Origin of the sequence: uncultured Clostridium sp., from assembly GCF_934754925.1 — a bacterium.
Lineage (GTDB): Bacteria > Bacillota > Clostridia > Clostridiales > Clostridiaceae > Clostridium.
The window spans coordinates 72,750-98,362 of record NZ_CAKVJA010000005.1; the positions used below are offsets into that span (position 1 = coordinate 72,750).

24 protein-coding genes are annotated in these 25,613 nt (G+C 28.4%); 5 read left to right on the forward strand and 19 right to left on the reverse strand.

The window, feature by feature from the left end; all coding sequences use genetic code 11:
* Positions 1 to 11 precede the first annotated feature (11 nt).
* The 11 genes from Q0G30_RS03750 to Q0G30_RS03800 form a co-directional block, all read right to left on the reverse strand.
* Positions 12 to 749 (reverse strand): dihydroorotate dehydrogenase electron transfer subunit, encoded by a 738-nt coding sequence (locus Q0G30_RS03750; protein ID WP_294386714.1) that lies wholly within the window; start codon positions 747 to 749, stop codon positions 12 to 14.
* A gap of 14 nt (positions 750 to 763) precedes the next feature.
* The gene (gene pyrF, locus Q0G30_RS03755; protein WP_294386716.1) at positions 764 to 1,636 is read right to left on the reverse strand and encodes an orotidine-5'-phosphate decarboxylase; all 873 of its coding nucleotides are present in this window, start codon (positions 1,634 to 1,636) and stop codon (positions 764 to 766) included.
* A gap of 49 nt (positions 1,637 to 1,685) precedes the next feature.
* Positions 1,686 to 2,882 carry a dihydroorotase gene (locus tag Q0G30_RS03760; RefSeq protein WP_294386721.1) on the reverse strand — a complete coding sequence of 399 codons (1,197 nt, stop codon included), beginning with the start codon at positions 2,880 to 2,882 and terminating at the stop codon, positions 1,686 to 1,688.
* A 4-nt stretch (positions 2,883 to 2,886) separates the two neighbouring features.
* Positions 2,887 to 3,318: an aspartate carbamoyltransferase regulatory subunit gene (locus tag Q0G30_RS03765; protein WP_294386723.1), complete on the reverse strand. Its 432-nt coding sequence runs from the start codon at positions 3,316 to 3,318 to the stop codon at positions 2,887 to 2,889.
* A complete protein-coding gene (gene pyrB / locus Q0G30_RS03770; protein WP_294386725.1) occupies positions 3,319 to 4,239 on the reverse strand; it encodes an aspartate carbamoyltransferase in 921 nt (306 codons plus the stop codon).
* A 187-nt stretch (positions 4,240 to 4,426) separates the two neighbouring features.
* The gene (locus Q0G30_RS03775) at positions 4,427 to 5,206 is read right to left on the reverse strand and encodes a serine hydrolase (protein ID WP_294386726.1); all 780 of its coding nucleotides are present in this window, start codon (positions 5,204 to 5,206) and stop codon (positions 4,427 to 4,429) included.
* A 220-nt stretch (positions 5,207 to 5,426) separates the two neighbouring features.
* Positions 5,427 to 6,527 (reverse strand): 6-phosphofructokinase, encoded by a 1,101-nt coding sequence (locus Q0G30_RS03780; protein WP_294386728.1) that lies wholly within the window; start codon positions 6,525 to 6,527, stop codon positions 5,427 to 5,429.
* A gap of 239 nt (positions 6,528 to 6,766) precedes the next feature.
* Positions 6,767 to 8,419 (reverse strand): tetratricopeptide repeat protein, encoded by a 1,653-nt coding sequence (locus Q0G30_RS03785; RefSeq protein ID WP_294386729.1) that lies wholly within the window; start codon positions 8,417 to 8,419, stop codon positions 6,767 to 6,769.
* A gap of 188 nt (positions 8,420 to 8,607) precedes the next feature.
* Complete coding sequence (locus Q0G30_RS03790) at positions 8,608 to 9,402, reverse strand: ABC transporter permease (protein WP_294386770.1); 795 nt, start codon at positions 9,400 to 9,402, stop codon at positions 8,608 to 8,610.
* Complete coding sequence (locus Q0G30_RS03795; protein ID WP_294386732.1) at positions 9,395 to 10,162, reverse strand: ABC transporter ATP-binding protein; 768 nt, start codon at positions 10,160 to 10,162, stop codon at positions 9,395 to 9,397. The genes Q0G30_RS03790 and Q0G30_RS03795 overlap by 8 nt, the downstream gene beginning before the upstream one ends.
* Before the next feature lie 104 nt (positions 10,163 to 10,266).
* Complete coding sequence (locus tag Q0G30_RS03800) at positions 10,267 to 11,295, reverse strand: ABC transporter substrate-binding protein (RefSeq protein WP_294133094.1); 1,029 nt, start codon at positions 11,293 to 11,295, stop codon at positions 10,267 to 10,269.
* A gap of 286 nt (positions 11,296 to 11,581) precedes the next feature.
* Here Q0G30_RS03800 and Q0G30_RS03805 point away from each other — a divergent pair, with 286 nt between their 5' ends.
* Positions 11,582 to 11,971 (forward strand): CidA/LrgA family protein, encoded by a 390-nt coding sequence (locus Q0G30_RS03805; protein ID WP_294386735.1) that lies wholly within the window; start codon positions 11,582 to 11,584, stop codon positions 11,969 to 11,971.
* A 4-nt stretch (positions 11,972 to 11,975) separates the two neighbouring features.
* Positions 11,976 to 12,677 carry an LrgB family protein gene (locus Q0G30_RS03810; RefSeq protein WP_294386738.1) on the forward strand — a complete coding sequence of 234 codons (702 nt, stop codon included), beginning with the start codon at positions 11,976 to 11,978 and terminating at the stop codon, positions 12,675 to 12,677.
* A gap of 62 nt (positions 12,678 to 12,739) precedes the next feature.
* Here Q0G30_RS03810 and Q0G30_RS03815 read toward each other — a convergent pair whose 3' ends face one another.
* From Q0G30_RS03815 to Q0G30_RS03825, 3 genes are all read right to left on the reverse strand, one after another.
* A complete protein-coding gene (locus Q0G30_RS03815) occupies positions 12,740 to 14,908 on the reverse strand; it encodes a type IA DNA topoisomerase (RefSeq protein WP_294386740.1) in 2,169 nt (722 codons plus the stop codon).
* Positions 14,909 to 15,140: 232 nt separating this feature from the next.
* A complete protein-coding gene (locus Q0G30_RS03820; protein WP_294386743.1) occupies positions 15,141 to 15,713 on the reverse strand; it encodes a TspO/MBR family protein in 573 nt (190 codons plus the stop codon).
* A gap of 109 nt (positions 15,714 to 15,822) precedes the next feature.
* Entirely contained in the window at positions 15,823 to 16,764 is a 942-nt protein-coding gene (locus tag Q0G30_RS03825) for a lysophospholipase (RefSeq protein WP_366013448.1), read from the reverse strand.
* Positions 16,765 to 17,070: 306 nt separating this feature from the next.
* Here Q0G30_RS03825 and Q0G30_RS03830 point away from each other — a divergent pair, with 306 nt between their 5' ends.
* Genes Q0G30_RS03830 through Q0G30_RS03840 form a run of 3 tightly spaced genes read left to right on the forward strand, consistent with a single transcriptional unit; the run spans position 17,071 to position 20,492 of the window.
* Positions 17,071 to 18,429: a Mur ligase family protein gene (locus Q0G30_RS03830; protein ID WP_294386748.1), complete on the forward strand. Its 1,359-nt coding sequence runs from the start codon at positions 17,071 to 17,073 to the stop codon at positions 18,427 to 18,429.
* Between the two features lie 18 nt (positions 18,430 to 18,447).
* Positions 18,448 to 19,173 carry a type 1 glutamine amidotransferase gene (locus tag Q0G30_RS03835; RefSeq protein ID WP_294386750.1) on the forward strand — a complete coding sequence of 242 codons (726 nt, stop codon included), beginning with the start codon at positions 18,448 to 18,450 and terminating at the stop codon, positions 19,171 to 19,173.
* A 35-nt stretch (positions 19,174 to 19,208) separates the two neighbouring features.
* Positions 19,209 to 20,492 carry a D-alanyl-D-alanine carboxypeptidase family protein gene (locus tag Q0G30_RS03840; RefSeq protein WP_294386753.1) on the forward strand — a complete coding sequence of 428 codons (1,284 nt, stop codon included), beginning with the start codon at positions 19,209 to 19,211 and terminating at the stop codon, positions 20,490 to 20,492.
* Between the two features lie 51 nt (positions 20,493 to 20,543).
* Here the strand turns inward: Q0G30_RS03840 and Q0G30_RS03845 are convergent, their stop codons facing one another.
* The 5 genes from Q0G30_RS03845 to polA form a co-directional block, all read right to left on the reverse strand.
* Positions 20,544 to 21,404: a 50S ribosomal protein L11 methyltransferase gene (locus Q0G30_RS03845; protein ID WP_294386756.1), complete on the reverse strand. Its 861-nt coding sequence runs from the start codon at positions 21,402 to 21,404 to the stop codon at positions 20,544 to 20,546.
* 15 nt (positions 21,405 to 21,419) lie between these two features.
* Complete coding sequence (locus Q0G30_RS03850; RefSeq protein ID WP_195469149.1) at positions 21,420 to 22,205, reverse strand: flavin reductase family protein; 786 nt, start codon at positions 22,203 to 22,205, stop codon at positions 21,420 to 21,422.
* 145 nt (positions 22,206 to 22,350) lie between these two features.
* Positions 22,351 to 22,893 carry a lytic transglycosylase domain-containing protein gene (locus Q0G30_RS03855; RefSeq protein ID WP_294386763.1) on the reverse strand — a complete coding sequence of 181 codons (543 nt, stop codon included), beginning with the start codon at positions 22,891 to 22,893 and terminating at the stop codon, positions 22,351 to 22,353.
* Positions 22,894 to 22,917: 24 nt separating this feature from the next.
* The gene (coaE, locus tag Q0G30_RS03860) at positions 22,918 to 23,514 is read right to left on the reverse strand and encodes a dephospho-CoA kinase (protein ID WP_294386765.1); all 597 of its coding nucleotides are present in this window, start codon (positions 23,512 to 23,514) and stop codon (positions 22,918 to 22,920) included.
* Between the two features lie 9 nt (positions 23,515 to 23,523).
* The coding region (gene polA / locus Q0G30_RS03865; RefSeq protein ID WP_294386768.1) for a DNA polymerase I at positions 23,524 to 25,613 on the reverse strand (2,090 nt) is incomplete at its 5' end.

Sequence of the window (25,613 nt, forward strand, 5' to 3'; positions counted from 1 at the left end):
CCTTTGGTTTATTATAATTCTACATAGTATCCATCGAATACTGGACCATCTTTACATGTTCTTTTATTTCCATCTTTAGTTTTACAAGTACACACAAGGCAAGCCCCTACTCCACAAGCCATATGTTTCTCCATAGAAACATATACTTTAACTTGCTTTTCTTTACACATTTCAACTACTCTCTTCATCATTATTTCTGGTCCACAACAAAGTACTGTATCATATTTATCTAAATCTAAAATTTCAGTTACAAATCCTTTATGTCCATGTTTACCAGTATTAGTTGAAACATATGCCTCATCAACATATTCTTTTATTTCATCTATTAAGTATATATCATCTCTAAACCCTGCATAAAGATCCATCTTAATATCATTTCTGTTTTGTCTTAACTTTTTAGATACTTCAAGCATTGGAGCTGTTCCTATTCCTCCACTTACTAATGCAACTCTACCTAAATCATCAGTTACATTAAAACCATTTCCAAGAGGACCATTTAAACTTATTGAATCTCCAACCTTTAAAGTTGCAAATTCCTTAGTTCCTGCTCCAACTACTGCATATACAAAAGTTAATGTTTCTCCATTTGTTTCGCAAACACTTATTGGTCTTGGAAGTAATGTAGCTCCATTATGCTTCAACATATAAAACTGCCCTGCTTTAGCTTCATTTTTATCTTCCACAACCATTTTATATATTCCATTTTTAATTTCTTCATTTAATAAAATTTTACCTTGTGTGTACTTCATAAATTCTTTTCCTCCTAAAGGTTATTAACTGCGTTTCTTATTTCATCTCTCATTCTAATAGCTTCTCTTCTTGCACAAGCAGCAAATTCCGCTGGCTTGTTTTCTTTTTTATAAGCTAAAAGAATTGCTCTTGATGAATTTACTACTCCACCATTTCCATCTCTTAAATATAAAGCTACATCTTCAGCTTTTCCACCTTGAGCTCCATAACCTGGTATTAAGAAAAACATATCTTTATATCTTTCCCTTATTTCTTTACCTTCTTCAACATGAGTACACCCTATAACTCCACCTATTGCAGAATATCCACATTCACCTTTAATATTTTCTCCCATCTTAGTAAGCTTATCTCCTACAACCTTATAAACTTTACTCTCATCCTTAGTATCTATATTTTCAATATCCTCAGCTCCAGGATTTGAAGTTCTAACTAGTACAAACACCCCTTTATTTCCACTTTCCATATAAGGCATATATGGTTCTATACTATCCATTCCCATATACGGACTTAAAGTTATGAAATCTGCTTCAAAATCACCACTAAAGTGTCCCTTTGCATATTGAGTAGCCGTTGCCATTATATCTCCTCTTTTTATATCAGCAACTATAATAGCATCTTTTTCTCTTAAATAATCTAATGTTTTCTTATATGCTATAAGCCCCGCTAATCCTAAAGCTTCATAATATGCAATTTGTACCTTATAACAAGCTACAACATCTAAAGTCTCATCTATAATAGCCTTATTATATTCAAATATTGCTTCTTCAATAGTTTTTCCTTCTAAAACATGCTCTGGAATATATTCAATAGCTGTGTCTAATCCTACACAAACTACTCCTCTTTCTTCAACTCTTTTATATAACTTATCCATTATTAAACTTTTCATAAAACTTACGCACCTTTCAATCTCTTAATATTTTAGCTTGTTATTTTCACTAAATACTATATATTACTTTTCCACTCTTTATAGTCATTACTACTTCTCCAAAATATTTCTTCCCATCAAATGGAGTATTCTTACCCTTTGAAGCAAATTTATCTTTATTAATTACTACTTCCTTATTTAAATCAACTAGTACTAAGTCTCCATCTTTTCCTATAGTAATACTACCTTTATTCATTCCTAAAATATTAGATGGATTTCTTGACATTAACTCACTTAATTTATTTATAGAAACTCCATTTTTCTTTACAAGTTCTGTATAGCAAATACTAAATGCAGTTTCAATCCCCACCATTCCTGGTGCTCCTTTTTCCTTATCTTCTTCTGTATGAGGTGCATGATCAGTACCTATACAATCTACAGTTCCATCTTTGATACCTTCTATTATAGCCTTTACATCAGCTTTCTCTCTTATTGGAGGGTTTACTCTATAATTACTTTCTTCAATAGTTAAACCAATATGATGTGGTGTTACTTCACAAGTTACATTGGCTCCATCTTTTTTAGCCCTTCTTATTGCTTCAATAGAATCTACTGTACTTACATGCGCCATATGAAGCCTTGCCTTTGTCACCTTAGCTAAATATAAATCTCTTATAGTCATTAGATCTTCAGCTATTCTCATATCAATTTTAGAGAATGTTTTATCTTCTGCATGAGACATAACTATCCAGTTATTTTTCTTAGCTTTTTCCATAGCTTTCATCATTACACTAGAATCCATTACACCAACACCATCATCTGTTATTGCAACTAATTCTTTATCGTTATCAAAAGCATTTAGGTGCTCTATAGACTTACCACCAAAGTTTTCAGTTATTGATACACATTGATGTATATCTATCAACCCTATCTCCTTAGCCCTATTTCTTACATACTCAACAACCTCTTTAGTTGAACATATGGGATTTGTATTACCCATTAGGCAAACACCTGTATATCCCCCTTTAGCTGCTGCTTTTGACCCACTTTCAATATCTTCTTTATATGTTAAACCCGGATCTCTAAAATGTGCATGTGTATCTATAAATGAAGGCATTAAAGTTAAACCTTTTGCATCTATTGTATCTATTTCACTTTTATTTATTTCTTTTCCAATTTCAGTTATTATTCCGTCTATGATTAATATATCTCCATAAAAGCTTTCATAAGCATCTACTACATTAGCATTCTTTATTAATAAGTTCATCTATTTACACCTCGCTAGGATTTAATATCTGTTCACAATACTCACATTTATAACTTCCTTTTTCTCTATCAACTAATGTGAAATTATGAGGTATATACTTTTCTTGTGAAGTTATACAATTTGGATTTTCACATATTAATATATCCTGAATTTGCTCTGGTAATTCTGGTTTTATTTTGCTAACTATTACTTCATTTCTAACTTCATTTATAGTAATACCTGGAGATAATAATCCAAGTACTGTATAATTTATCTTTTCTATATTTTCAATTTTTATTATATCCTTTTTTCCCATCTTTTTGCTGTCTGCATTTATTATTAACGCAACTTGATGGCCTAATTTATCTAGATTTAAATATCTAAATATTTTAACCCCCATTCCAGCTTTTATATGATCTAACATGAATCCATTTTTTATACTAGTTATTTGTAGCATTTACATTACCCCCAGCAACTTAACTATTAAAGCCATCCTTACATACATTCCATATTCAGCTTGTTTGAAGTAAACTGCTCTCTCATCACTATCTACTTCTACAGCAATTTCATTTACCCTAGGAAGCGGATGCATTACAATCATATCTTTTTTTGCTTTTGTCATTTTTTCATTATCTAATATGTAAGAATCCTTTAATCTTAAATATTCTTCTTTATTAAAAAATCTCTCTTTTTGAATTCTTGTCATATATAAAATATCTAATTCATCTATTACTTCTTCTATATTTTCTACTTCTCTAAACGATATATTGTTTCTTTTTAATACTTCTTCTCTAATATATTCTGGTATTACAAGCTCTTTTGGAGATATAAGAATAAATTCTGTTCCTTTATATCTAGACATAGCAGCAATTAATGACTGTACTGTACGTCCATTTTTTAAATCTCCACAAAAACCAATTTTATGACCTTCTAATGTTCCTTTTTGTGATTTTATAGTTAATAGATCTGTTAATGTTTGAGTCGGATGTTGATGTCCACCATCTCCCGCATTAATAACTGGTACTGATGAATACATACTTGCAACTTTTGCTGATCCTTCTTTAGGATGTCTCATTGCAATTATGTCTGAATAAATTGAAACCATTCTTATAGTGTCTGCTAATGTTTCACCTTTTACACTTGAAGTTGAATTTGGTTCTGAAAAGCCTAATATTTTACCACCTAATCTCATCATTGCAGCTTCAAAACTAAATCTTGTTCTTGTGCTTGGCTCATAAAAAAGCGTTGCTAAGATTTGTCCATCACAGATATGTGAAAATTCTTTTGGATTTGAAATAATTTTTTCTGCTAATTCAAATATTTCATTAAGTTCTTCCTTAGAAAAGTCCATCGGACTTATTAAATGCTTATTTTCCATTTATTGTCACTCCTTTTTAACATCACAGTGTTAAATTTAAAGAATACAAAAAACCTTCCTTATTATATAAGGAAGGTATAGTAATCTTATAATATGGGTATTATTACAACTTCCTTATGAATCTCTCGGATTCTTTTAAAGGTTCTTTGTGTTAGAATATCATTTCATTAAAAATTTGTCAATATATTTAATTCCAATTATTCATTACACCATCCCACATCATTTTACCACATTTAGCTAAAGATACTGTTCCATATACACTATTAGGTATATCTTGAGATAAAACAGTAAATACAAATTTACCTTTTGGTAATTCTAAATATTCTGTATCATTTTCAACACCTTTTTTATCTCCTGTTTTACTAGATATTTCAATCTTTAAATCGTCAGGAATATATAAAGCTAATTTATTTTTTATTTGTTGCCTTCTTAAAATATCTATAAGCATTTGCCCATTATCTTTACTTAAGAAAGTTCCATTAGCTAAGTGTTTCCATATTTTTGATAAATCATATGCAGTTGTTATGTTTTCAACATCAGTTATAGCTGTTCTTTCATCATTTGTCTTTCTATTTAATCTAGTATTCTTTAATCCCATTGCTATAATATCTTCATTTATCTGCTCCATTCCTACTATATCAATAATTTTATTAGCAGCTGTATTATCACTTTGAATTAACATAATTACCATAAGCTCAAATACTGTATATTCTCTTTCATTAAATTCATGGATTATCCCCGTTCCATAAACCTTATCTGAAGTTTGTATCTTTACTCTATCCATAAAGTCAACTTTTTTATCTTCAACTGCTTTTATTAATGAAACAGCAATTGGAAGTTTCATACATCCAGCTGCTATCATAGAAACGTTTTCATTGTATCCATACACATATCCACTTTTTAAATCCTCAAAAAAGAAACTATACTTTCCAATTCTTGATTCTAAATATTTCTTTATCTCTTTCATAATACCCTCCTAAATCCAATGATTCAAATATTTCTTTTACTTTAATATAAGTATATCATATTGTCAGAATATTTTGAAGTATTCCTCCGAAAATTTTCCATTATTCTCTATATGTGAAAATAGTGGTAAGTTTCAAATATAGAATTTAGTATATTTAAACTCACTTCTATATTATTCCCCCTTACCACTAATAATATTTAAATTATTGAAATATTATTACTTATCCAGCAAAAGTAATACCTATTTTTTTAGCCACTTGTACTAATTCACCATCTATATTAACATTCTTAGTTTTTTGTCCAATTACATTCTCTAAACTATCACTACTTATAGTATCACCTTTTAGACAAACCATTTCTCCGAATTTACCACTCATTATAAGTTCAACAGCTGCAACACCATATCTTGTTGATAGTATTCTATCATATGTTGAAGTGTTCCCCCCTCTTTGTACGTGTCCTAACACTGTACATCTAACTTCATGATCTTTAATTAGTTTTTCTAAATCACCTGCAAGCTTATTGCCTATTCCTCCTAATCTTATAGGATCTGGACTATCAGCAACAATTTTTGCTACTACAACTTCTCCATCCTTAGGTTTAGCTCCTTCTGATACAACTATAATGGTAAAGTTTTTACCTTCTTCTTCTCTCTCTCTTACCTTTTCTGCAATCTTATTAATGTCATATGGAATTTCTGGTAATAAAATAATATCTGCTGAACCAGCTATTCCAGCTTCTAATGCTATCCATCCAGCATTTCTTCCCATTACCTCACATAACATTATTCTATGATGTGATTCTGCAGTTGTGTGGAGTCTATCTAAAGCTTCAGTTACAACATCAATTGCTGTATTAAATCCAAAAGTTACATCTGTTGATGCTAAATCATTATCAATAGTCTTAGGAACACCTATTACCTTAACACCTTTTCTCGCAAAATCTCTTGCTGATGTTAATGTACCATCTCCACCTATAACTACTAATACGTCAACCCCTTCCTTTTTTAGATTTTCTACAGCTACATCAGAAACATCTTTCTTTACCATTTCACCATTTTCTTCAACAAGATAATCAAATAGATTATCTTTATTTGAACTATAAAGAATAGTACCTCCTCTATGTAATATTCCTGATACTGTATCTAATGTTAATGGAATAAAATCATTATTATATAGTCCTCTATATCCAAACTTATATCCTATTACTTCAATTCCATAGTTTAATATTGCTGTTCTTGTTACCGCTCTTATTACTGCATTTAAGCCTGGACAATCTCCACCACCTGTTAATAAAGCTATTTTTTTAATTTTTTGTTCCATTTGAAAATTCCTCCCTACCCCATTATCTAATAATTTTTCAGCAAATTTCCCCGTTAAATCTTTTCTTCCTACATTCTTATTCATAAAATTCTGAATATTTATTCATCTATTATAATATCATAATTTCAAATATCTGGAAAGTATTTTTTTTTAATAATGCCCTTTTTAGAATTATTAACAATAAAAGGTAGATTTTAATAATCTACCTTTTATATTTCTATATTATTTATTTATCTTTATTAATATGCTAACTCTAAATTATCAAGATTAATAACTGTATTTTCGTCATTAACATATTTATCATATACCTTTTTAATTGCTTTATAGTTATTTGTAATTAAATTTTTCGATTCTTCATCTAAATCACTTGGCATATCATTGTACGCAGATTCTATATTAGAATATCCTCTCCATATATCCTTATCTATCATTACATAATAACAAGCAGCATTATTAAGTGATAACACATCATTTTCATTTAATGAATATGCTTTTCTTATACTATCAATTGCTTTATCATAATCTTTATTATTAAAATATACAGTTCCTAAAGTTCTATAGTATTTATAATAATTTTCATTTATTGATATTGCCTTTTTTAAATCCGTAATAGCTTCATCAATATTTTCCATAGCTAAATTAACAAAAGCTAAATCATAATATATTGCATCTTCATCTTTATTTAATGATAATACAAAATTAAAGCTTTCTTTAGCCTTCTCATAATTTTTTAAATCATTTTCATATATTTTTCCTATACTTGTAATTAAGTTGTAATTAAATGGTTCATTGTATATAGCTGTTCTAAAGTACCCTTCTATCTTATCAGAGTTTCCTGTTGCAATTAATATTTTAGGAATTAAAATTGCAAAGTCATTTGTATATTCAGGATTAGCTACAATAGCAGCATTACAAGCCTCTAATGCCTTATCATATTGCCCCTTACTATAATACTCCCAAGCTTCTACATAATTATATACATATGATTCTTTATCTAGCTTATCAACTTCTATAGTATTTTTAATTTCATCAGTTATGATTTCTGTTAAATCCATGTTTGATTCATCTAATGCATTGATTTCCTCTAACCAAACTTTATAAGCTTCTTCCTTTGGATTTTCTTCTGATAATTTTTTTATTTTATTTAATAATTTATTTTTATTAAATTCACAAGTTTCCATTATAACATCAAAAGACTTAATCTCATTTTTATCTAAGTCATAAGATTTCTTTAAGTTCTTTAAAGCATCGTCATAATTTCCTAACATAATTTGCATTTTAGCTAAAATAGCTAAATCATAAGCACTTTCACTATCTACTGGATATGAAGCAACAATTTTCTCTGCTGACTTATTGTCTCCATTAGCTAAATATACTGCAAACATAGTTTTTAATAATGGTTTATATGTGTTATATGAATCTAAATAATACTCTCCAAAGCTTTCTGCTTGATCTAGTTCATTGTTTATATAGAACGTAAATACAACTTGATTAATTAACTCCTTATCTTGCTCTATGTATTTATCTGCATCTTCTAACATTAACTTATCTCTTTTTACTATAGCTTCTCTTAATAGGTTATCTGATTGAGTAATATCACCTTTTACAGAATATACTTCTGCAGCTTTAACCGTCCATATTGGCCAACTCTCATTATTCTGCATTGACATATATTCATTAATAGCATCATCAAATTTTCCATCATAATAATATTGCTCAGCTTTATTTTCACTTATTGTTACTGTTTTTTCTCCCATTATAGCCTGTATCGATACTAATACTATAAATGCAAAAATTATTGAAAAAACTAAAGTTACTATTGATCCTATATATGTATTTTTTTTATTTACTTGTTTATTTTCCTTTAAGGAGTCGTTCTTTCTTCTGTCCATAAGGCCTCCATATTGGTTTAATATTTTTTATTATGTATTATAATATTACCAAAAATCTTATTATCTTTCAATTATTTATTAAAAAACAAATAAATTTACAAAATTTTCCTAATTAATTTAATAAATTAAGAGTTAAAAGTTATATACTAAACCTTTAACCCCTAATTCATTTTCTTTCTCTTTTAATTTTATACATCATCTCTTTTTATGAGCTTATTCTCAATAATTGCTACTACCTCATACATTATAAAAGCTATAAGTGATAAAATCACTATGCTCATCATTACCATATCTAATTGTGCTATTTGTCCACCATATATAATTAAGAAACCAAGACCTTCTCTAGCAACTAGGAATTCCCCCATAATTACTCCAACCCAAGATAATCCTACATTTATCTTTAATGCTGATATTATAACCGGAATACATGCTGGAAAAATTAAATATCTTAATGTTTGCCATTTACTTGCTTTGAATGTTTTCATTAATAATATTTTACCCTTATCTACCTCTTTAAATCCTGTTAAAACACTTATTATAGTTGTAACTATTGAAATTAATAAAGCAATAGTTATAATGGCTGAAGTTCCATTCCCAACCCAAAATATAATTATAGGTGCTAATGCAACCTTAGGAAGTGCGTTTAAAACTACTAAATAAGGATCTAATACTTTACATGCTGTTTCTGATGACCATAATAAAATAGCAATTATAACACCAAGAACTGTACCCAAAATAAATCCTAATATAGTTTCATAACAAGTTACCCAAATATGCCTTGCTAATGTTCCTTCATTTATAAATTTAACTAATGACTTAAGAATCCTACTAGGACTTGATGTTAGAAATGGATCTATCCACTTTAGCTGAGCTGCGATTTCCCATAATACAATAAATATAACTAAAATGGAAATTCTAAGAATAGTAATTTTAATTTTTCTTTTCTTAATATTTTTTAGATATAATTCATGTTCCTCATTCATTTGCATTCTCTATTTCCCCCCATAATTTTTTAAAGTACTCATTATATTCATTTTCTTTTCTTTTATTAAATGGAGTTAAATAATCCCTTTCAAATGAAATTGTTACATCATCCTTAATTGTTGCAGGCCTAGTACTTAATACTATTACTCTTTTAGACATTGTTATAGCTTCACCTAAATCATGGGTAACCATTATTGCAGTTTTACCCTCTTTTTTTATTATTTCAGCTACGTCATCTGTAACCATTAATCTACTTTGATAATCTAATGCAGAAAAGGGTTCATCTAATAATAATATTTCTGGTTTTAATGCTAATGTTCTTATAAGAGCTACTCTTTGTCTCATACCTCCTGATAGTTCAGTTGGTTTATGCTTTTCAAACTTTTCCAACCCATAATCTTTTAATAATTCGCATGCGAATTCTATATTTTCCTTTGTATATATTTTCTTTATCCTTAATCCTAACATTATATTTTCTCTTACTGTTAACCATGGAAATAAAAAATCCTTTTGAAACATATAACCCATCTTATCTAAATTGTTTTTAACTTTTGGATCATTATATTTAACTTCACCTGAAGAAGGTTGTAAAAGTCCACTAATTATATTTAGTAGTGTAGATTTTCCACATCCTGATGGTCCAATTATACTTATAAACTCCCCATTATCAACTGTAAAATTTATATCTTTTAAAGCCTCTGTTACTCCATCTTTCTTATGATAATTCATATTTATATTTTTTATCTCTAAGAGACTCACTCTTCCCACCACCCTTTTGCTTAGTTAGAAGTTAGGAGTTATATCTTCAAAAACTTCTATATCATTTTACCCCTAACTACTAACTCACTAATACTAACTTTTAATTATTTTATAACCTTATTTGCAAAATCATTATTTACAATAATATCAAAGTCTGGCCTTGTTTGTATTAGAGTTGAATCATAACCTTGTATTATATCCATTAGCCTATTTAATCCATCCTCACTAACAACTGGATTTTCTGCATAAGCATCTATATTCTTATAGTTATCAATAACTTGTGCTATTACCTCTTCATCGGTTCCTGGAAAATATGAAGATATTGACTTTGCAACTTCATCACTTGTATGTTCTTTAACCCATTTTTGAGCTTTATATATTGCATTGGTAAACTTTTGTAATACTTCTGGATTTTCATCCATATATGATTTTGTTGTATAGAAACATGTATATGCTATATTACCTGCAGACTCTCCAACAGAAGCTACAATACTTCCACCACCATCATTCTCAAGCATTGTTGCTGTAGGTTCAAATAATGCTACATAATCACCAGTACCTGACTTAAATGCTCCTGAAGTAGCTGTAAAATCAATATTAGTTACCATATTAACATCTGTTGATGGATCTAATCCATTTTCTTTCAATACATACTCTAATGCCATTTCTGGTATTCCACCAGGTCTTCCACCAATTAATTCTTTTCCCTTTAATGATGCCCAATCAAAGTCATCTTCTACTTCTCTTCCAACTAGAAATGAACCATCTCTTTGAGTAAGTTGTCCAAATACCACCGGATAGTCCTCTCTACCTTGATTATAAATATAAACTACTTGTTCTGGACCTGAAAAACCAATATCAACATTTCCACTTAACAATTGTTGCATTGTTTTATCTGCACCTTGTCCAGTAGATAAATCAATCTCTAGACCTTCCTCTTCAAAAAAACCTTCACTAATTGCTACATACATTGGTGCATAAAATACAGATCTAACAACTTCATTCAACCTTACAGTTTGTAACTCATCAGTACCAGTATCTTTAGTTGATGTTTTCCCACATCCAACAAAAGAAAGTCCAATAATAGCTACTATTCCTATAATAGTAACAAATTTTTTAAGGAAATTACTCATTTTTACTCCTTTTTTTAGATAAACTAATTATATTATTATGATTCATATTATGATTTATAGATACTTTTTGTTAATTAATGTAATTTAAAATTGATACAAATTCTATAAGTATTTACTATTTTTTTTTTTAGTGTTAAAGTATTTGTGTATAAACGTAATTCTAAGTTTAAGTTAGAAACTTAAATCAATTTAAGGCTTAGAATTCACTATCTATAATTGAGTCTGTATGACCAATCATATTATTACACTGACTAGCCTTCAGATAAAAGAAAGGACTGATCTATAAATGAAATTTTTTAGAGAATCTATATTACTTCTTAGTATTTATTTTGCAGGCGAGATAATTTCAAACCTACTTAATTTACCTGTACCTGGAAGTATAATAGGAATGATTCTACTCTTTGTTTTATTAACATCACATATTGTAAAAGTTGAAAAGGTTGAAAATTTAGCTAACTTCTTTTTAGATCACTTAGCATTTTTCTTCATTCCTGCTTCCGTAGGTCTTATGACATCTTTTGCCTCTCTTAAAGGAAGCATTTTTAAAATAATACTTCTATGCATATTAACCACTATAATCGTTATTGCTGTTACAGGCATCACGGTTCAATTTATATGTAATAGAAAGTCCGTCAAAGAAGATAAAAAAAATACAATTAACAAAAAGGGGGCTTAATTAAATGGAAGTGTTTACAAACAACATATTTTTTGGAATATTCATTTCTTTAGTTGCTTTTGAAATAGGTCTATTTATTTATAGAAAAACAAAATTTCCACTTTTTAATCCACTTTTAATAGCTGCAATACTTGTAATTGGATTTTTGAAAATATTTAATATTGATTTTGATACGTATAATAAGGGTGGACAATTTATTAATATTTTTTTAGGACCGGCAACAATTGTTTTAGCTGTTCCACTATACAAAAACTTACCACTACTTAAGAAAAACTTTTTACCTATATTTACTGGAATTTTTGTTGGAAGTTTAGTTAGTGTATTATCAGTTGTTTCCATATCACTTTTCTTAGGATTAGACAGTAGTTTAACAGTTTCTTTATTATCAAAAAGTGTTACTACACCTATAGGTATTGAAATAACTAATAGTTTAGGCGGAATTTCATCTATAACAGTTCTTGCTATTGTTATTTCTGGAATAATCGGTGCTGTAGTTGGACCTACTGTATTTAAGATTTTAAGAATTAATCATCCAATTGCTAAAGGTGTTTCTCTTGGAACTGCTTCCCATGCTGTTGGAACAAGTAAAGCCTTAGAAATAGGTGAAACTGAAGGTGCCATGAGCTCATTATCAATTGGAGTTGCAGGAATAATTACTGTATTTTTAGCACCTGTTTGCTACTCTATTTTATCAATTTTTATGTAAAAAAAACCATAAGATATAGTATATATACTTACATATCTTATGGTTTTTATTTTAAATATTATTTAATTTATAAATTCCATTTTCCAGTTATAATATCCTGTCTTTTCATCTTTTTCATATCTTAAATAAGCTGAGAAGAAAGTTCCTTTCTTACTCTTAAGATTTCTAAAACCTACTTTTCCATTTTTAAGTAATAATGCAACCATTTCCTTAGTTACCTTTTTACCCATAGCCTCTATAAACTTATCATTTTTCCAAATAGTAAACTTACATCCGTTTTTCCAGTTAATACAACCGAAACCTTTTTCACCTTCAATAATATCATTACCACATACAGGGCATTTTCCTATACTTTCTATACCTTCTGGTAATGCTACCTTAAAGTTTTTTAGCATAGCTGTATCTTTTTTGATATCATCTACAGCTTCCACTGTAAAATCTTTTATCATAGTTAAGAAATCATCTTTTTTAAATTTACCCTTTTCTATATCAGATAATGTCTTTTCCAGCCTTCCTGTATATTCTAGGTCTAAAAGCTCCTTAACTGGAAATATTTCAACTAACGTTCTTCCAAGTTCAGTACAAGTTAAACTCTTACCTTTTGATTTAATATATCCAGTATCCTTTAACTTCTTAATAGTTTCAGCTCTTGTTGCTGGTGTTCCTATACTAAATCCACTTAAGATTGCTTGCATCATTTCAGGTGAATCTTCTTCATCTTTAAAACTTTTTCCACAAGTCTCCATAACCCTTAATAAGGTTTTTTCATTGTGAAGCTTTGGCGGTTTCTTAGTTACAGTATTAACTTTGCCATCAACTACTTGAACCATTTCCTTTTCACTTACAAATGGTAAGATAGTATCTTTTGTTTCAATCTTTTCAACTACACGCCATCCTTCAACTCTTTGAACTCTACCTTTAGCAGCAAAAGTACCTTTAAAGTTTTCATCATGAACTTTTACTGTTAACTTAGTTTCTTCAAACTCTGCTATTGGCATAAATTGCATTATAAATCTATTTTTGATTGCATTATATACTATTTCTTCATCTTTACTTAAACCTGTAGGCTTAATATATGTTGGGGTTATAGCACTATGGCTCTCTACCTTAGAATTATCAAATATTCTCTTATTATCTACAAATTTAATTTGATCTTCGTATTGTAATCCCTTCTTTACGGTTTCTAAAACCTTTCTTGTTTTATCCTTTAAACTTTCATCTAAAGCTACGCTACCTGTTCTAGGATAAGTAATAAACTTTTTTTCATAAAGGCTTTGTGCTATCTTTAATACCTTATCTGATGTCCAACCTTTGTATTTGCTAGTTATATGTCCCTGTAAGTTAGATAAATTAAATAATAGTGGAGCATACTCTCTCTTCTTCTCTACTTGCTTCTCCACAACTTCACCTTGTTTATCTTTTAGCTGCTTTTTTAATTCTTCAACAACTTTTTTATCTTCAAATTTTTCATTATTATTTTCATTATAATAAGTTCCTTCAAACTCTTCATTATTTTTTGTCTTAAAAGTTGCTAACAGCTTATAGTATGTAGATGCCTTGAAATTTTCTATTTCTTTATCTCTATCATATATAATTTTTAATGTAGGAAGTAATACTCTTCCTATATTAATCATTTTACTCTCCTTACCTGTACCACCATATCTTAATGTGGCTACTGAAGTTAAATTTATTCCTATAATCCAATCAGCCCATTGCCTACTTATACCTGCATCTTGAAGGGATTTCATTTCTATATTTTCCTTTAAATTATTCATCCCCTTTTTAACTTCATCTGGTGTCCATTCGTTCAGTAATAATCTATATATAGGCTTATCTTGATTTAAATACATAAATACTTCTAGTGATATAAGCTCTCCCTCACGATCTTGGTCAGTAGCAGATATAACGCCATCAACATCATCACGTTCTATTAACATCTTAATTATATTAATTTGCTTTTCTGCACCTTTATCTGTAACAGCTCTATTTACATTATCACATTTAATCTTGTATTTAAATTCCTCAGGTATGAATGGAAACTTATCCATTCTCCACCCTTTCATACTTTCATCATAATCTTTTGCATCAAATAATTGAAATAAATGACCAAAAGCCCATGTTACTAAATAATCATCACCTTCAAAATATCCATCTCTTCTTTGCTTTATCTTAAATGCATCTGCAATATTTTTAGCAACGGATGGTTTTTCTGCTATAATAACTTTCTTCATAGTCAACTCCTATTTTTTCTATATAAATAATTATATCCTCTATTTTGAAGCATTAATCTTTAAACTTTATAATAAAATAAAGGCTATTTTAAACAGCCTTTATCCATTATACAATATTTTTTTTATCATTTCATTATTGATTTTTTATTTGTCACTAATCCTACATAGCAGTTTTATATATAATAATTAGTATAAAATAATCACTACAAACCTAACTATCAACTTATATTATTTACATTTCATTAAACATCCAAACATAAAATGTCAAATATGAAGCAAAGGCTACCCATGCTATATAAGGTATCATTAATGTACCTGCTATTTTGTCAACTTTAAAGAACTTTACAGTAGTAATTATAATTAAAATTAGTAAAATTACTATTAATATAAATGATATTCCATATAATCTTAAATTAAAAAATATTATTGCCCATAAGAAATTTATTAGTAGTTGAATAAAATAATAAAAGTACCCATCATAATCATTTCTTCCTTCTTTATTATTCATATATATTCTATATGCAGCAACTCCCATTAATACATATAATACTGACCAGACAATTGGGAAAACAATACTTGGAGGATTAAGTATACTTTTTTTCAACGAATCATATGTACTCATTGATCCCTTAGTAATTAACCCTACCAATATTCCTCCAAATAGAGGTATTGCAATATTCTTTAATAACCCTATAAAATCAAACTTACCATTTACACAAAACAATTCCTTAATAATATTTTTTCTTTTTCCTTTAGGAGGTTTATTGGCTTGCATTTTAATTTTAACTTTCTTTTTCACTATCATCACCTCTTATTATTACTAATAAAATATATGTTTCATAATAAGAAATAATGTTTAGCTGTTTTATTAACTATTTATATATTTATTAACTCTATTTTATTATTAATCAACTCTAACAAGTCTTCAATAACTTCATCTTTATTTTATCATTTATCCACTCTAATAAATCTTCAATAACCTCATCTTTATTTTTTTCATTTAACATTTCATGTCGTCCATTTTTATACAACTTATATTTTAAATCTGTTATTCCTAACCCTTTATAGGATTCATATAATCTAATTATGCCCTTTCCAAACTTTCCTACCGGATCCTTATCACCAGCAAAAATAAATATTGATAGGTCCTTAGGAACTTGTTGTAAATTTTCTTTCTTGTTTATTTTCCATAATCCTCTTATTAAATCATAATAATAAGATGTTGTACACACAAATCCACACATAGGACTTTCTATATACTTGTCAACTTCTTCTTCTACTGAACATAACCAATCGTAATCTGTTCTATTAGGCTTAAAATTAGAATTAAAATTACCAAATGATAATTTATCCATAAGTTTACTTTTTGCTTTTCTTCCTCTTAACATAATTTCAATTTTTGAAATTAAAATTCCAAGTTTAGTTATTTTGTCTGGCCTACCATCAGTTCCTGATAAAATAACTCCATAAATTTCATCTCCATATAATTCTATGTACCTTTGAGCAACAAATGATCCCATACTATGTCCAAATAATATTATTGGTAAATTGGGATTTTCTTTCTTTATTATATCTGTTAATTCTTTTACATCTTCAACTAGAAGATCAAATCCCTCATTGTCTGCAATATATCCTCTTTCTTCCTCTTCTTTTGATGTTTCTCCATGCCCCCTATGATCATGCGCATAAACAGTATAACCATTTTCACAAAGCTTCTTAGCAAAATATTCATATCTTAAAGCATATTCAGTCATACCATGAACAATTTGTATTATTCCCTTTGGATTTCCATTTGCAGTCCATTTATAGCATTTAATTTCTTTTCCCTCTATGTCACTAAAACAAAATCTATTCAAAACTATTATCTCCTTTTCAGTTTTTTGTTTATATTATTATCTCACATTTTGCTAGTGTCAATTATATAAAAGTATTTTTAATTATTTTTTTACATTTTAAATTTTTTTATAAAAATTTTTTTAATTTAGATTAAATATAATAAAAGATAGATTTGTTAAAGTGCAACTTTATGTTATACTATTTTAGTATTGATATGTCATTTGTAGTAGAGATATAAAAAAATAAAATGAATAATTTAATCTTTACTAATAAAATGTTTATATTTCAATAGTATTGTTAATAATGTAAATAAATTATTGTAGGTGGTGAAGGAAATTAGTATTAAGTCAATTCTAAGTATATTAGCAACAAAATTCACATTATTTCTTACTAAGACTATTTTAAAAGGTGGAACTACTTTCCCAGGGAGGGTCGCTTTAAAACTAGATAGCAATATATTATCTACTGTATCTAAGGGATATAAAGTGGTTTTGGTTACAGGAACTAATGGTAAAACTACTACTACAAGCATGATTTATAACATCATTAAAGAAAAAGGGCATCCTGTTATAACTAACAATACAGGTGCAAATCTTTTCCCTGGTATAGTTACTACATTTGTAGAAAACTATAAATTTTTTAACAAAGATGAAAATAAATATGCGATTATTGAAGTAGATGAAGCAAATTTAAAATATATTACAAAATATATTACTCCTGAAATAATAACAGTTACTAACCTTTTCAGAGATCAGCTTGATAGATATGGGGAAGTATATACTACATTAACTAAAATTTTAGAAGGTATAACTCTTGTTCCTGAAAGTAAACTTGTTCTTAATGGAGATGAGTCTCTTCTTGGAAAGTTAGATGTTAAAAATGAATTAGTTTTCTATGGATTTAAAACTCCAATAAACGAAAATAAAACTATAGATGTAAATGCAGACTCAAAGTTCTGTAAGTTCTGCAAAACTCCTTATAGCTATAATTTTGTTACATATAATCATTTAGGGGATTACTACTGTACAGGCTGTGGTTACACTCATCCTAAAATAAAGTATGGTGTAGATGAAGTTTTAGAATTAACAGCTGAAAGCTCAACTGTTAAATTTGGAGATACTGAAATTTTTCTTGGACAATCTGGTGTTTATAATATCTATAATGCTCTTTGTGCTTATTCAATTGCAAAGGAACTTAATGTTGATGATAGTACAATAAAAAAATCTTTAGAAAGTCAAAGTTCTAGCTTTGGTAGACAAGAAATAATAAACATTGATGATAAAGAAGTTAAAATTATACTTGTTAAAAATCCAGCTGGATATAATCAAGCATTAGACACCTTATGCCTTAATAAAGATTCTTTCTCATGTGCATTCTTACTTAATGATAATTATGCAGATGGTAGAGACGTCTCTTGGATTTGGGATGTTAATTTTGAAAATTTAAAAGATGCAGATTTAGATGAAGTATATGTATCAGGACTTAGAGCCTTTGATATGGCAGTAAGACTTAAAACTGCAGGAATACCTTCTTCAAAGCTTATCATTGAAGAAGATTATGAAAATCTAACAGGTAAAATTAAAAATGGTAAAAATAAAAAGCTATATATTTTAGCTACTTATACTGCAATGATAAATTATAGAAAGTATTTACATTCTAAGGGATATATTAAAAATCTTTGGTAATATATATAGGAGGAGCTTATGGAATTAAATATTTGTCATCTTTATCCAGATCTTTTAAATGTTTATGGTGATGTGGGTAATATATTAATTTTAAAACATAGAGCTGAAGAGCGTGGAATTAAAGTTAATATAATAAATGTTTCTTTAAATGATGAATTTAATGCAGATGATTATGATATTGTATTCTTCGGTGGTGGCCAAGACTATGAGCAATCTATAGTTTCTGCTGACTTAATGAATAACAAAAAAGAAGAATTATCTAAATATATTAATAATGGTAAAGTTTTAATAGCTATTTGTGGTGGTTATCAATTGCTTGGAAAATACTACACAGCTCCAAGTGGTGAAAGAATTGAGGGATTAGGTATATTAGATATATACACTGAGGCTGGTGATACTAGATTTATTGGAGATACTGTAATTTATAATGAAGACTTCAATGAAACTTATGTTGGCTTCGAAAATCACTCTGGTAGAACTTATCTTAATGGTCTTAAGCCTTTAGGAAAATGCATACATGGATACGGTAATAATGGTTCTGATGGATATGAAGGATGTATATATAAAAATACTTACTGCACGTACTTCCATGGTTCACTTTTAGCTAAAAATCCTGAACTTGCAGATAGATTTATTAAAATGGCACTTGAAATTAAATATTCAGAAGTAGCATTAGAAAAGCTAGATGATAGCTTAGAACTAAAGGCTAAAGAAGTTATGATTTCTAGATTAAATACAAAATAAAAATTATTTACTTATTAAGAAGGACGGAGAGATTTATGTCGAAAAAATTTTTTAGAGCATTAATATTACTTATTTGTTTAACTTTAGTAGCACCATTTTTAAATGCAACTAAAGCATTTGCTGCTACTGAGCCTCAAATAATGGGGGCTTCCGCTATAACAATGGATCTTGATACTGGTGAAATAATTTACTCTAAAAATGCAGATGTTCAACGTTCACCAGCTAGTACAACTAAACTATTAACATCTTTACTTTTTGCAGAAAATAAAAACAAGAGCGATATCATTTCTTATAGTGATGTATCTGCTGCTGTTACTGAAACTTCATTAACTAATTTTATAGGCAATACTGCAAAAGCTGGTGATACTTTAACTGCAGACGAAGTTATGGATGCTGTAATGGTATATTCAGCAAATGATGCTGCTGTAATGATGGCAGAATCTGTTGCTGGCTCTGTTGATGCCTTTTCTGAATTAATGAATGAGAAAGCTAAAGAGATTGGAGCTGTAAATAGCCATTTTGTTAGTCCAAACGGATTAGAAACAGATCCTAATAATCATAATGTAACTACTGCTTATGATTTAGCACTTATTGCTAGTGCAGCATATCAAAATGACTGGGTAAGAGAGGCTAGCGGATTAGCTAAAACTTCTGTTACATTAGATGGTAAAAAAATCTATATAGAAACAAGAGATAAAATTCTTGGTGTTGATGGTAATATTGGTGGTAAAACTGGTAATGAAACAAAAGCTGGACATTGTTTTGTAGGTTTCTATAATAGAAATGGTAGAAATTTAGTTACTGTAGTACTTGGATCTGAATACGGTGCAGATGGAATGAACGTATTTAACGATACTGAAGCTATTGCTAATTATAGTTATGATGCTGAAAAAACAACTTATAAATCAGCTGGTGATGAAATTTCAACTGTAGATTTAAGTTATAAGTTATTTAAATTCTTTGGACCTACTAAAACTATAACTGCTCCAGTAGTATTAAATCAAGATATTGAATACTACAAGAATGATTTTAATGATACAAATGCTACTCTTGAAGTTCCTTCTAATGAGTTAAATGCATGGAAAGTAGCTTCAAATAATAATGTTGATTTAGTTTTCACTGCTGGAAAATATAGTGAAACAGTTAAGGGATCAATCACTTTAAAAGTCGGTCAAATATTAAAAGCTAATATTGGAGTATATGTTCTTGCCTTATTAATAACAGTTTTAATAATTGTATTAATATTTGTTATAATCAAATTAATGATTAATTCAAAGAGACGTAGAAGAAATAGAAGAAGTAGATATTCTAGATACTAAAAAAATGCTATGCAAATTTAAAATTTGCATAGCATTTTTTGCATTAAAATATTAATTAAATACTGCAGTAACCCATTCATTAGTTTGATGTCTGCTTACAAGTTTAAATCCATAACTCTCCACATTTTCTTTAACTTCATCAAAACTCCATTCAACAAGTCCAGAAACTAATATATTTCCATTAGCATTTAAGTGCTCTTTTATATACTTCATAAACATTTTAGTTTCTTCTCCTCCAATGTTTATAAAGATCCAATCAAAATTATTCTTAACTAAATTCTTATCATCTAATATATTCCCAACAACAACTTCTATATTATTTAAATTATTTAATGAAGCATTTAACATTACTTCATCTTCAACGTCTCTTATATCAACTGCCACTACATTTGAAGCTCCTGCTATAGAAGCAGCTATAGAAAGTATTCCTGAACCTGTTCCAATATCTAATACTGTCTTTTCTTTCATATCTAATTTATTTAAAATCAACTTTAATATATCTTGAGTTGTTTCGTGTAATCCAGTCCCAAAAGCTCCTTGTGAAATGAAGTTAATTTTTGTTTTTCCTTCAAACTCTTCATCTGGACTTGCTATAACATATTTGTCATCTAAATGTATTGCTGGAAAATCATATGTAGTATAATCATAATTATTTTCTTCAATATTTATGTAATCCATTTTTAGAATATCTTTTAAGCTATCTTTAAATTCATCTAATCCTTCTTTTTCTCCTTCAAAAGCAACCTTAAGAATTATTTCTTCATCCTCTTTCTCTAAATATCCATATCCATAATTATCAGTTGTTATTTCTAATGGATTTTCATAAAAAACATTATATATATCGTTTATAGCTAAAAGTTCAATTGTAGCATCTAATTTTTCATATGGTAATTTATAAGAAATTATAAACATAAAATCAACCTCTCTTTATCTAGCTTTATTTGCTTTTTTCTTTACAGCTTTAGCACTTTTCTTTGAACTAAAGTTTTTCTTACCTTTATTTTTGTTACTCTTTTTATTTTTAACGTCTTTTTTAGTAAATTTCTCTTCTTTACTAACATTAGATTTTTCCTTAATTTTTTTCTTGCTATTTAAACTAATTTCTTTCTTTGTATTTTCCTTTTTACCTTTCTCTTTCACTACTGGATTTTTAGCTACTGAATACCCAAACTTACCTAAAGCTTTAGTATCCATTTTAAAATACTCACCATGACAATATGTAATTAAATTAGCTTCTTCAAAGTGTATTTTTCCTTTTTCATCAATTAAATCTTTATCTATGTGAGAGCCAACTACATCTGCAATAAATAAATCATGAGTTCCAAGAGGAATTATACTTTTTACCTTACACTCAATAGAAATCGGGCATTCATCTATATATGAAACATCCACATTAGTTCCCTCTCTCATTGTAAAGTTCATTTCTTTTATCTTATCAAACTTTCTTCCTGGTCTTACTCCACAATAATCAACTGCTTTTGTCATATCTATACTTGGTAAATTAACTGTAAATTCCATAGTTTCTTTTATATATTCATAAGATAATCTCTCAGGTCTTATGGATATTGACAACATAGGTGGTTTAGTACATACTGTTCCAATCCATCCTACAGTAAAAACATTTTCTTTTCCTTCTTTATTTTTAGATGTTATTAAAACAACTGGTACCGGATTTAAAACCACGCTACCTTTAAACTCTACCTTTTCCTTCATATTATTTCACACCTTTTCAAAATTGTCTTAACGATTATAACACAATTACGTATAAATTGCGACGCAATTTATACAGTGACAAGTGGCAAGTTAGGTAACTTGCCAAACTTGTCACTGAAAAAAAGAAGCCTCTTTAGGCTTCCTTTTACTCATAAAGAAATTTATAAATATTATATCGTGTACTAACCTTATCAACATACTTTTTCGTTTCTTTAAAAGGAATGTATGTTAAGTTTTCTCCATCACTTGAATACTCCGGATCATTAAGCCATTTTGTTACATTACCACTTCCACCATTATAAGCTGCTAATGCTAAACTTAAATCGCCAAACTCCTTTAGCAAGTTATTTAAATACCAACATCCAAATTCAATATTAATTTCGGGTTCATAAAGCATATTAGTATTAAAATTATCAATTTCTAACTTGCTGGCAATCCATTCTCCAGTAGAATCCATAATTTGCATTAATCCTTTAGCTCCCTTATTTGATTCAGCTTCTATGTTAAAATTACTTTCTGTCTTTATAACTGCTAAAACTAAAAGTGGATCTAAATTATATTCATAACTATATTTATTTACTATTTCTTCATACTTATACGGATATAGATATTTTTTAATACTGTACTTTCCACCAACTAAAATCACAATGGCAACTATAAGCCATATTATAATTTTTTTAAACTTCATTCCCTCTCCCTACTTTGAAATAGATTAAATAGACTTTAAAAACTCTATTAGTAAGTCAACCTGCTCTTTAGTCTTAGCTAAAGTATCATTATTCTCTATAACTATATTAGAAAAATCTTTTTTCCTCTCTAAAGGCATTTGAGCATTAATTCTATTTATAGCCTCATCCCTTGATAATGTATCTCTTGATCTTACTCTTTGAATTTGCGTATTATTATCTACCCAAACTAAGATAACATAATCCATATCTTTATGCAAATCGTTCTCTATTAATGTAGGCGCATCTACAATAACAAAATCTGCTTTTTTCTTTTCCAATTTATCTATATTCTCATATATTTCTCTTTTTATATATGGTAATATTATCTCTTCATATTTTTTTCTTTGTTTAGGAAATCTGAATATATGGTTTCCAAATTCCTTTCTACGGAAGTCACCTCTCCAATCAAAAAATCCTGCTCCAAATTCAATTTTAACTTTTTCTAATATTTCTGGATATTTAACAAGTACCTCTCTAGCTATTACATCTGCATCTATTATATTAAATCCAGCTTCCTTTAACATAAATGATACGGTACTCTTTCCTGACCCTATCCCTCCTGTTAATCCTATTTTAATCATATTTACCCCCTATTTTGCATCATACCATGTATTACCTATATTTGTATCAACTTCTAATGTAACTGACATCTTTAGTACATTTTCCATCTCTTCTTTTACTAAGGCTTTAACAACTTCTAATTCATTTTCTTTAACATTTAAAATAAGTTCATCGTGTACTTGAAGAATTATTTCACTATTTAAATTTTCTTTCTTTAATCTATTATAAACCTTAACCATAGCAAGTTTAATAATATCTGCTGCACTTCCTTGAATTGGTGCATTCATTGCAAGTCTTTCTCCAAGAGCTTTTACTATCTTATTTGAAGATTTTATTTCTGGTATAAATCTTCTTCTATTTAATACTGTTAAAACATAACCTTTTTCTTTTGCCTCTTCTTTAACACTTTCTAAATATCCTTTTATTTTTGGATATCTATCAAAGTAAATCTCCATATATTCTGAAGCTTCTTTTTTAGTTATCTTTAAGTCTTGAGAAAGACTAAAGTCACTTATTCCATATACTATTCCAAAGTTAACAGCCTTTGCTCTACTTCTCATAAGAGATGTAACTTCATCAACTGGAACTTTAAACACTTCTGATGCAGTTTTAGTATGAATATCACTATGGTGATTAAATGCATCTATCATATTCTTATCATCTGACATATGTGCAAGTACTCTAAGCTCTATTTGAGAGTAGTCACAAGATAATAATACATCTGTACTTTCCTTTGGTATAAATACTTTTCTTATCTCTCTACCCATTTCATATTTAACAGGTATATTTTGAAGATTTGGCTCTGTACTTGATAATCTACCTGTTGTAGTAACAGTTTGATTAAAGCTTGAATGAATAGCTCCATCTTCATCTATAACGTTCTTAAGCCCTTCTACATATGTAGAGTTAAGCTTTGTTATTTGTCTATAGTAAATAATTTTTTCTATAACAGGATGTTTATCCATTAGTTTTTCTAATACTTCTGCATTAGTTGAATATCCTGTTTTAGTCTTTTTAACTACTGGTAAATCTAATTTTTCAAAAAGAATTTTTCCTAACTGCTTTGGTGAACTTATGTTAAACTCCTCTTCACAAAGCTCATATATTTCTTTTTCTGTTGTAGATATTTCTTCTTTAAATTTAACAGCAAGTTCATCAAGTTTTTCTCTATTCACCTTAAATCCTATAGCTTCCATACTTGATAAAATAGATATAAGTGGATGCTCAACTTCATAATAAAGTTCATCCATTCCTTCTTTATTTATTCTTTCTTTTAAATATTCATAAAGCTCTTTCATATTTGAAATAGCATTACAAATTAATTCTTCATTTTCCCCTTTAACTTCCTTCATTAAATATTCATTAATTAAAGTTTCTAAAGGATAATTACTTTTAGCAGAATCTATAAGATATGCAGCTACTACAGTATCAAATATGAATTCCTTTATTTCTATATTCATTTTAGTTAGTATAGTTACTAAGTTTTTACCATCATGTATTACTTTAGCTATTTTTTCATTCTCCATGAAGCTCTTTAATGTATTTATAGCCTCAGTTGGATTTTCCATAGTTATTATTTTAAAATCAATTAAGCTAACTTTCTCTCCATAGTTTAGATATAATTTATCTAATTCAATTTTAGAATAAAGATTAGCGTTAGATGTACTATATGCTATAAAAGCAATATTTTCTTTTTCTTTTAAAGCTTCTTTAAAACCATCTACTGTATTTACTTCATTGATCTCTACTTTTGCTACCTCTTCTTCCTCTTCAACATCTTCACCAGGTAGTTTTGATAATAAAGATTTCATTTGAAGTTTAAAGAATAATTTTTTAAGCTCTTCTCTATTATAGTTTTCTTGACTCTTAATATCTTCTAAGTCAAATTCTATAGGAACTTCTGTCATAATTGTAGCAAGCTTTTTACTGAAAATTGCTTGTTCACTATAAGTCTCTAAGTTTTCTTTAAGTTTCTTACCACTTATTTCATCAATATGTGAAAGTACTCCTTCCATGGAACCATAAGTAGAAATAAGCTTAAATGCTGTCTTCTCACCTACCCCTGGTACTCCTGGAATATTATCTGACTTATCTCCCATAAGCCCTTTTACATCTATAT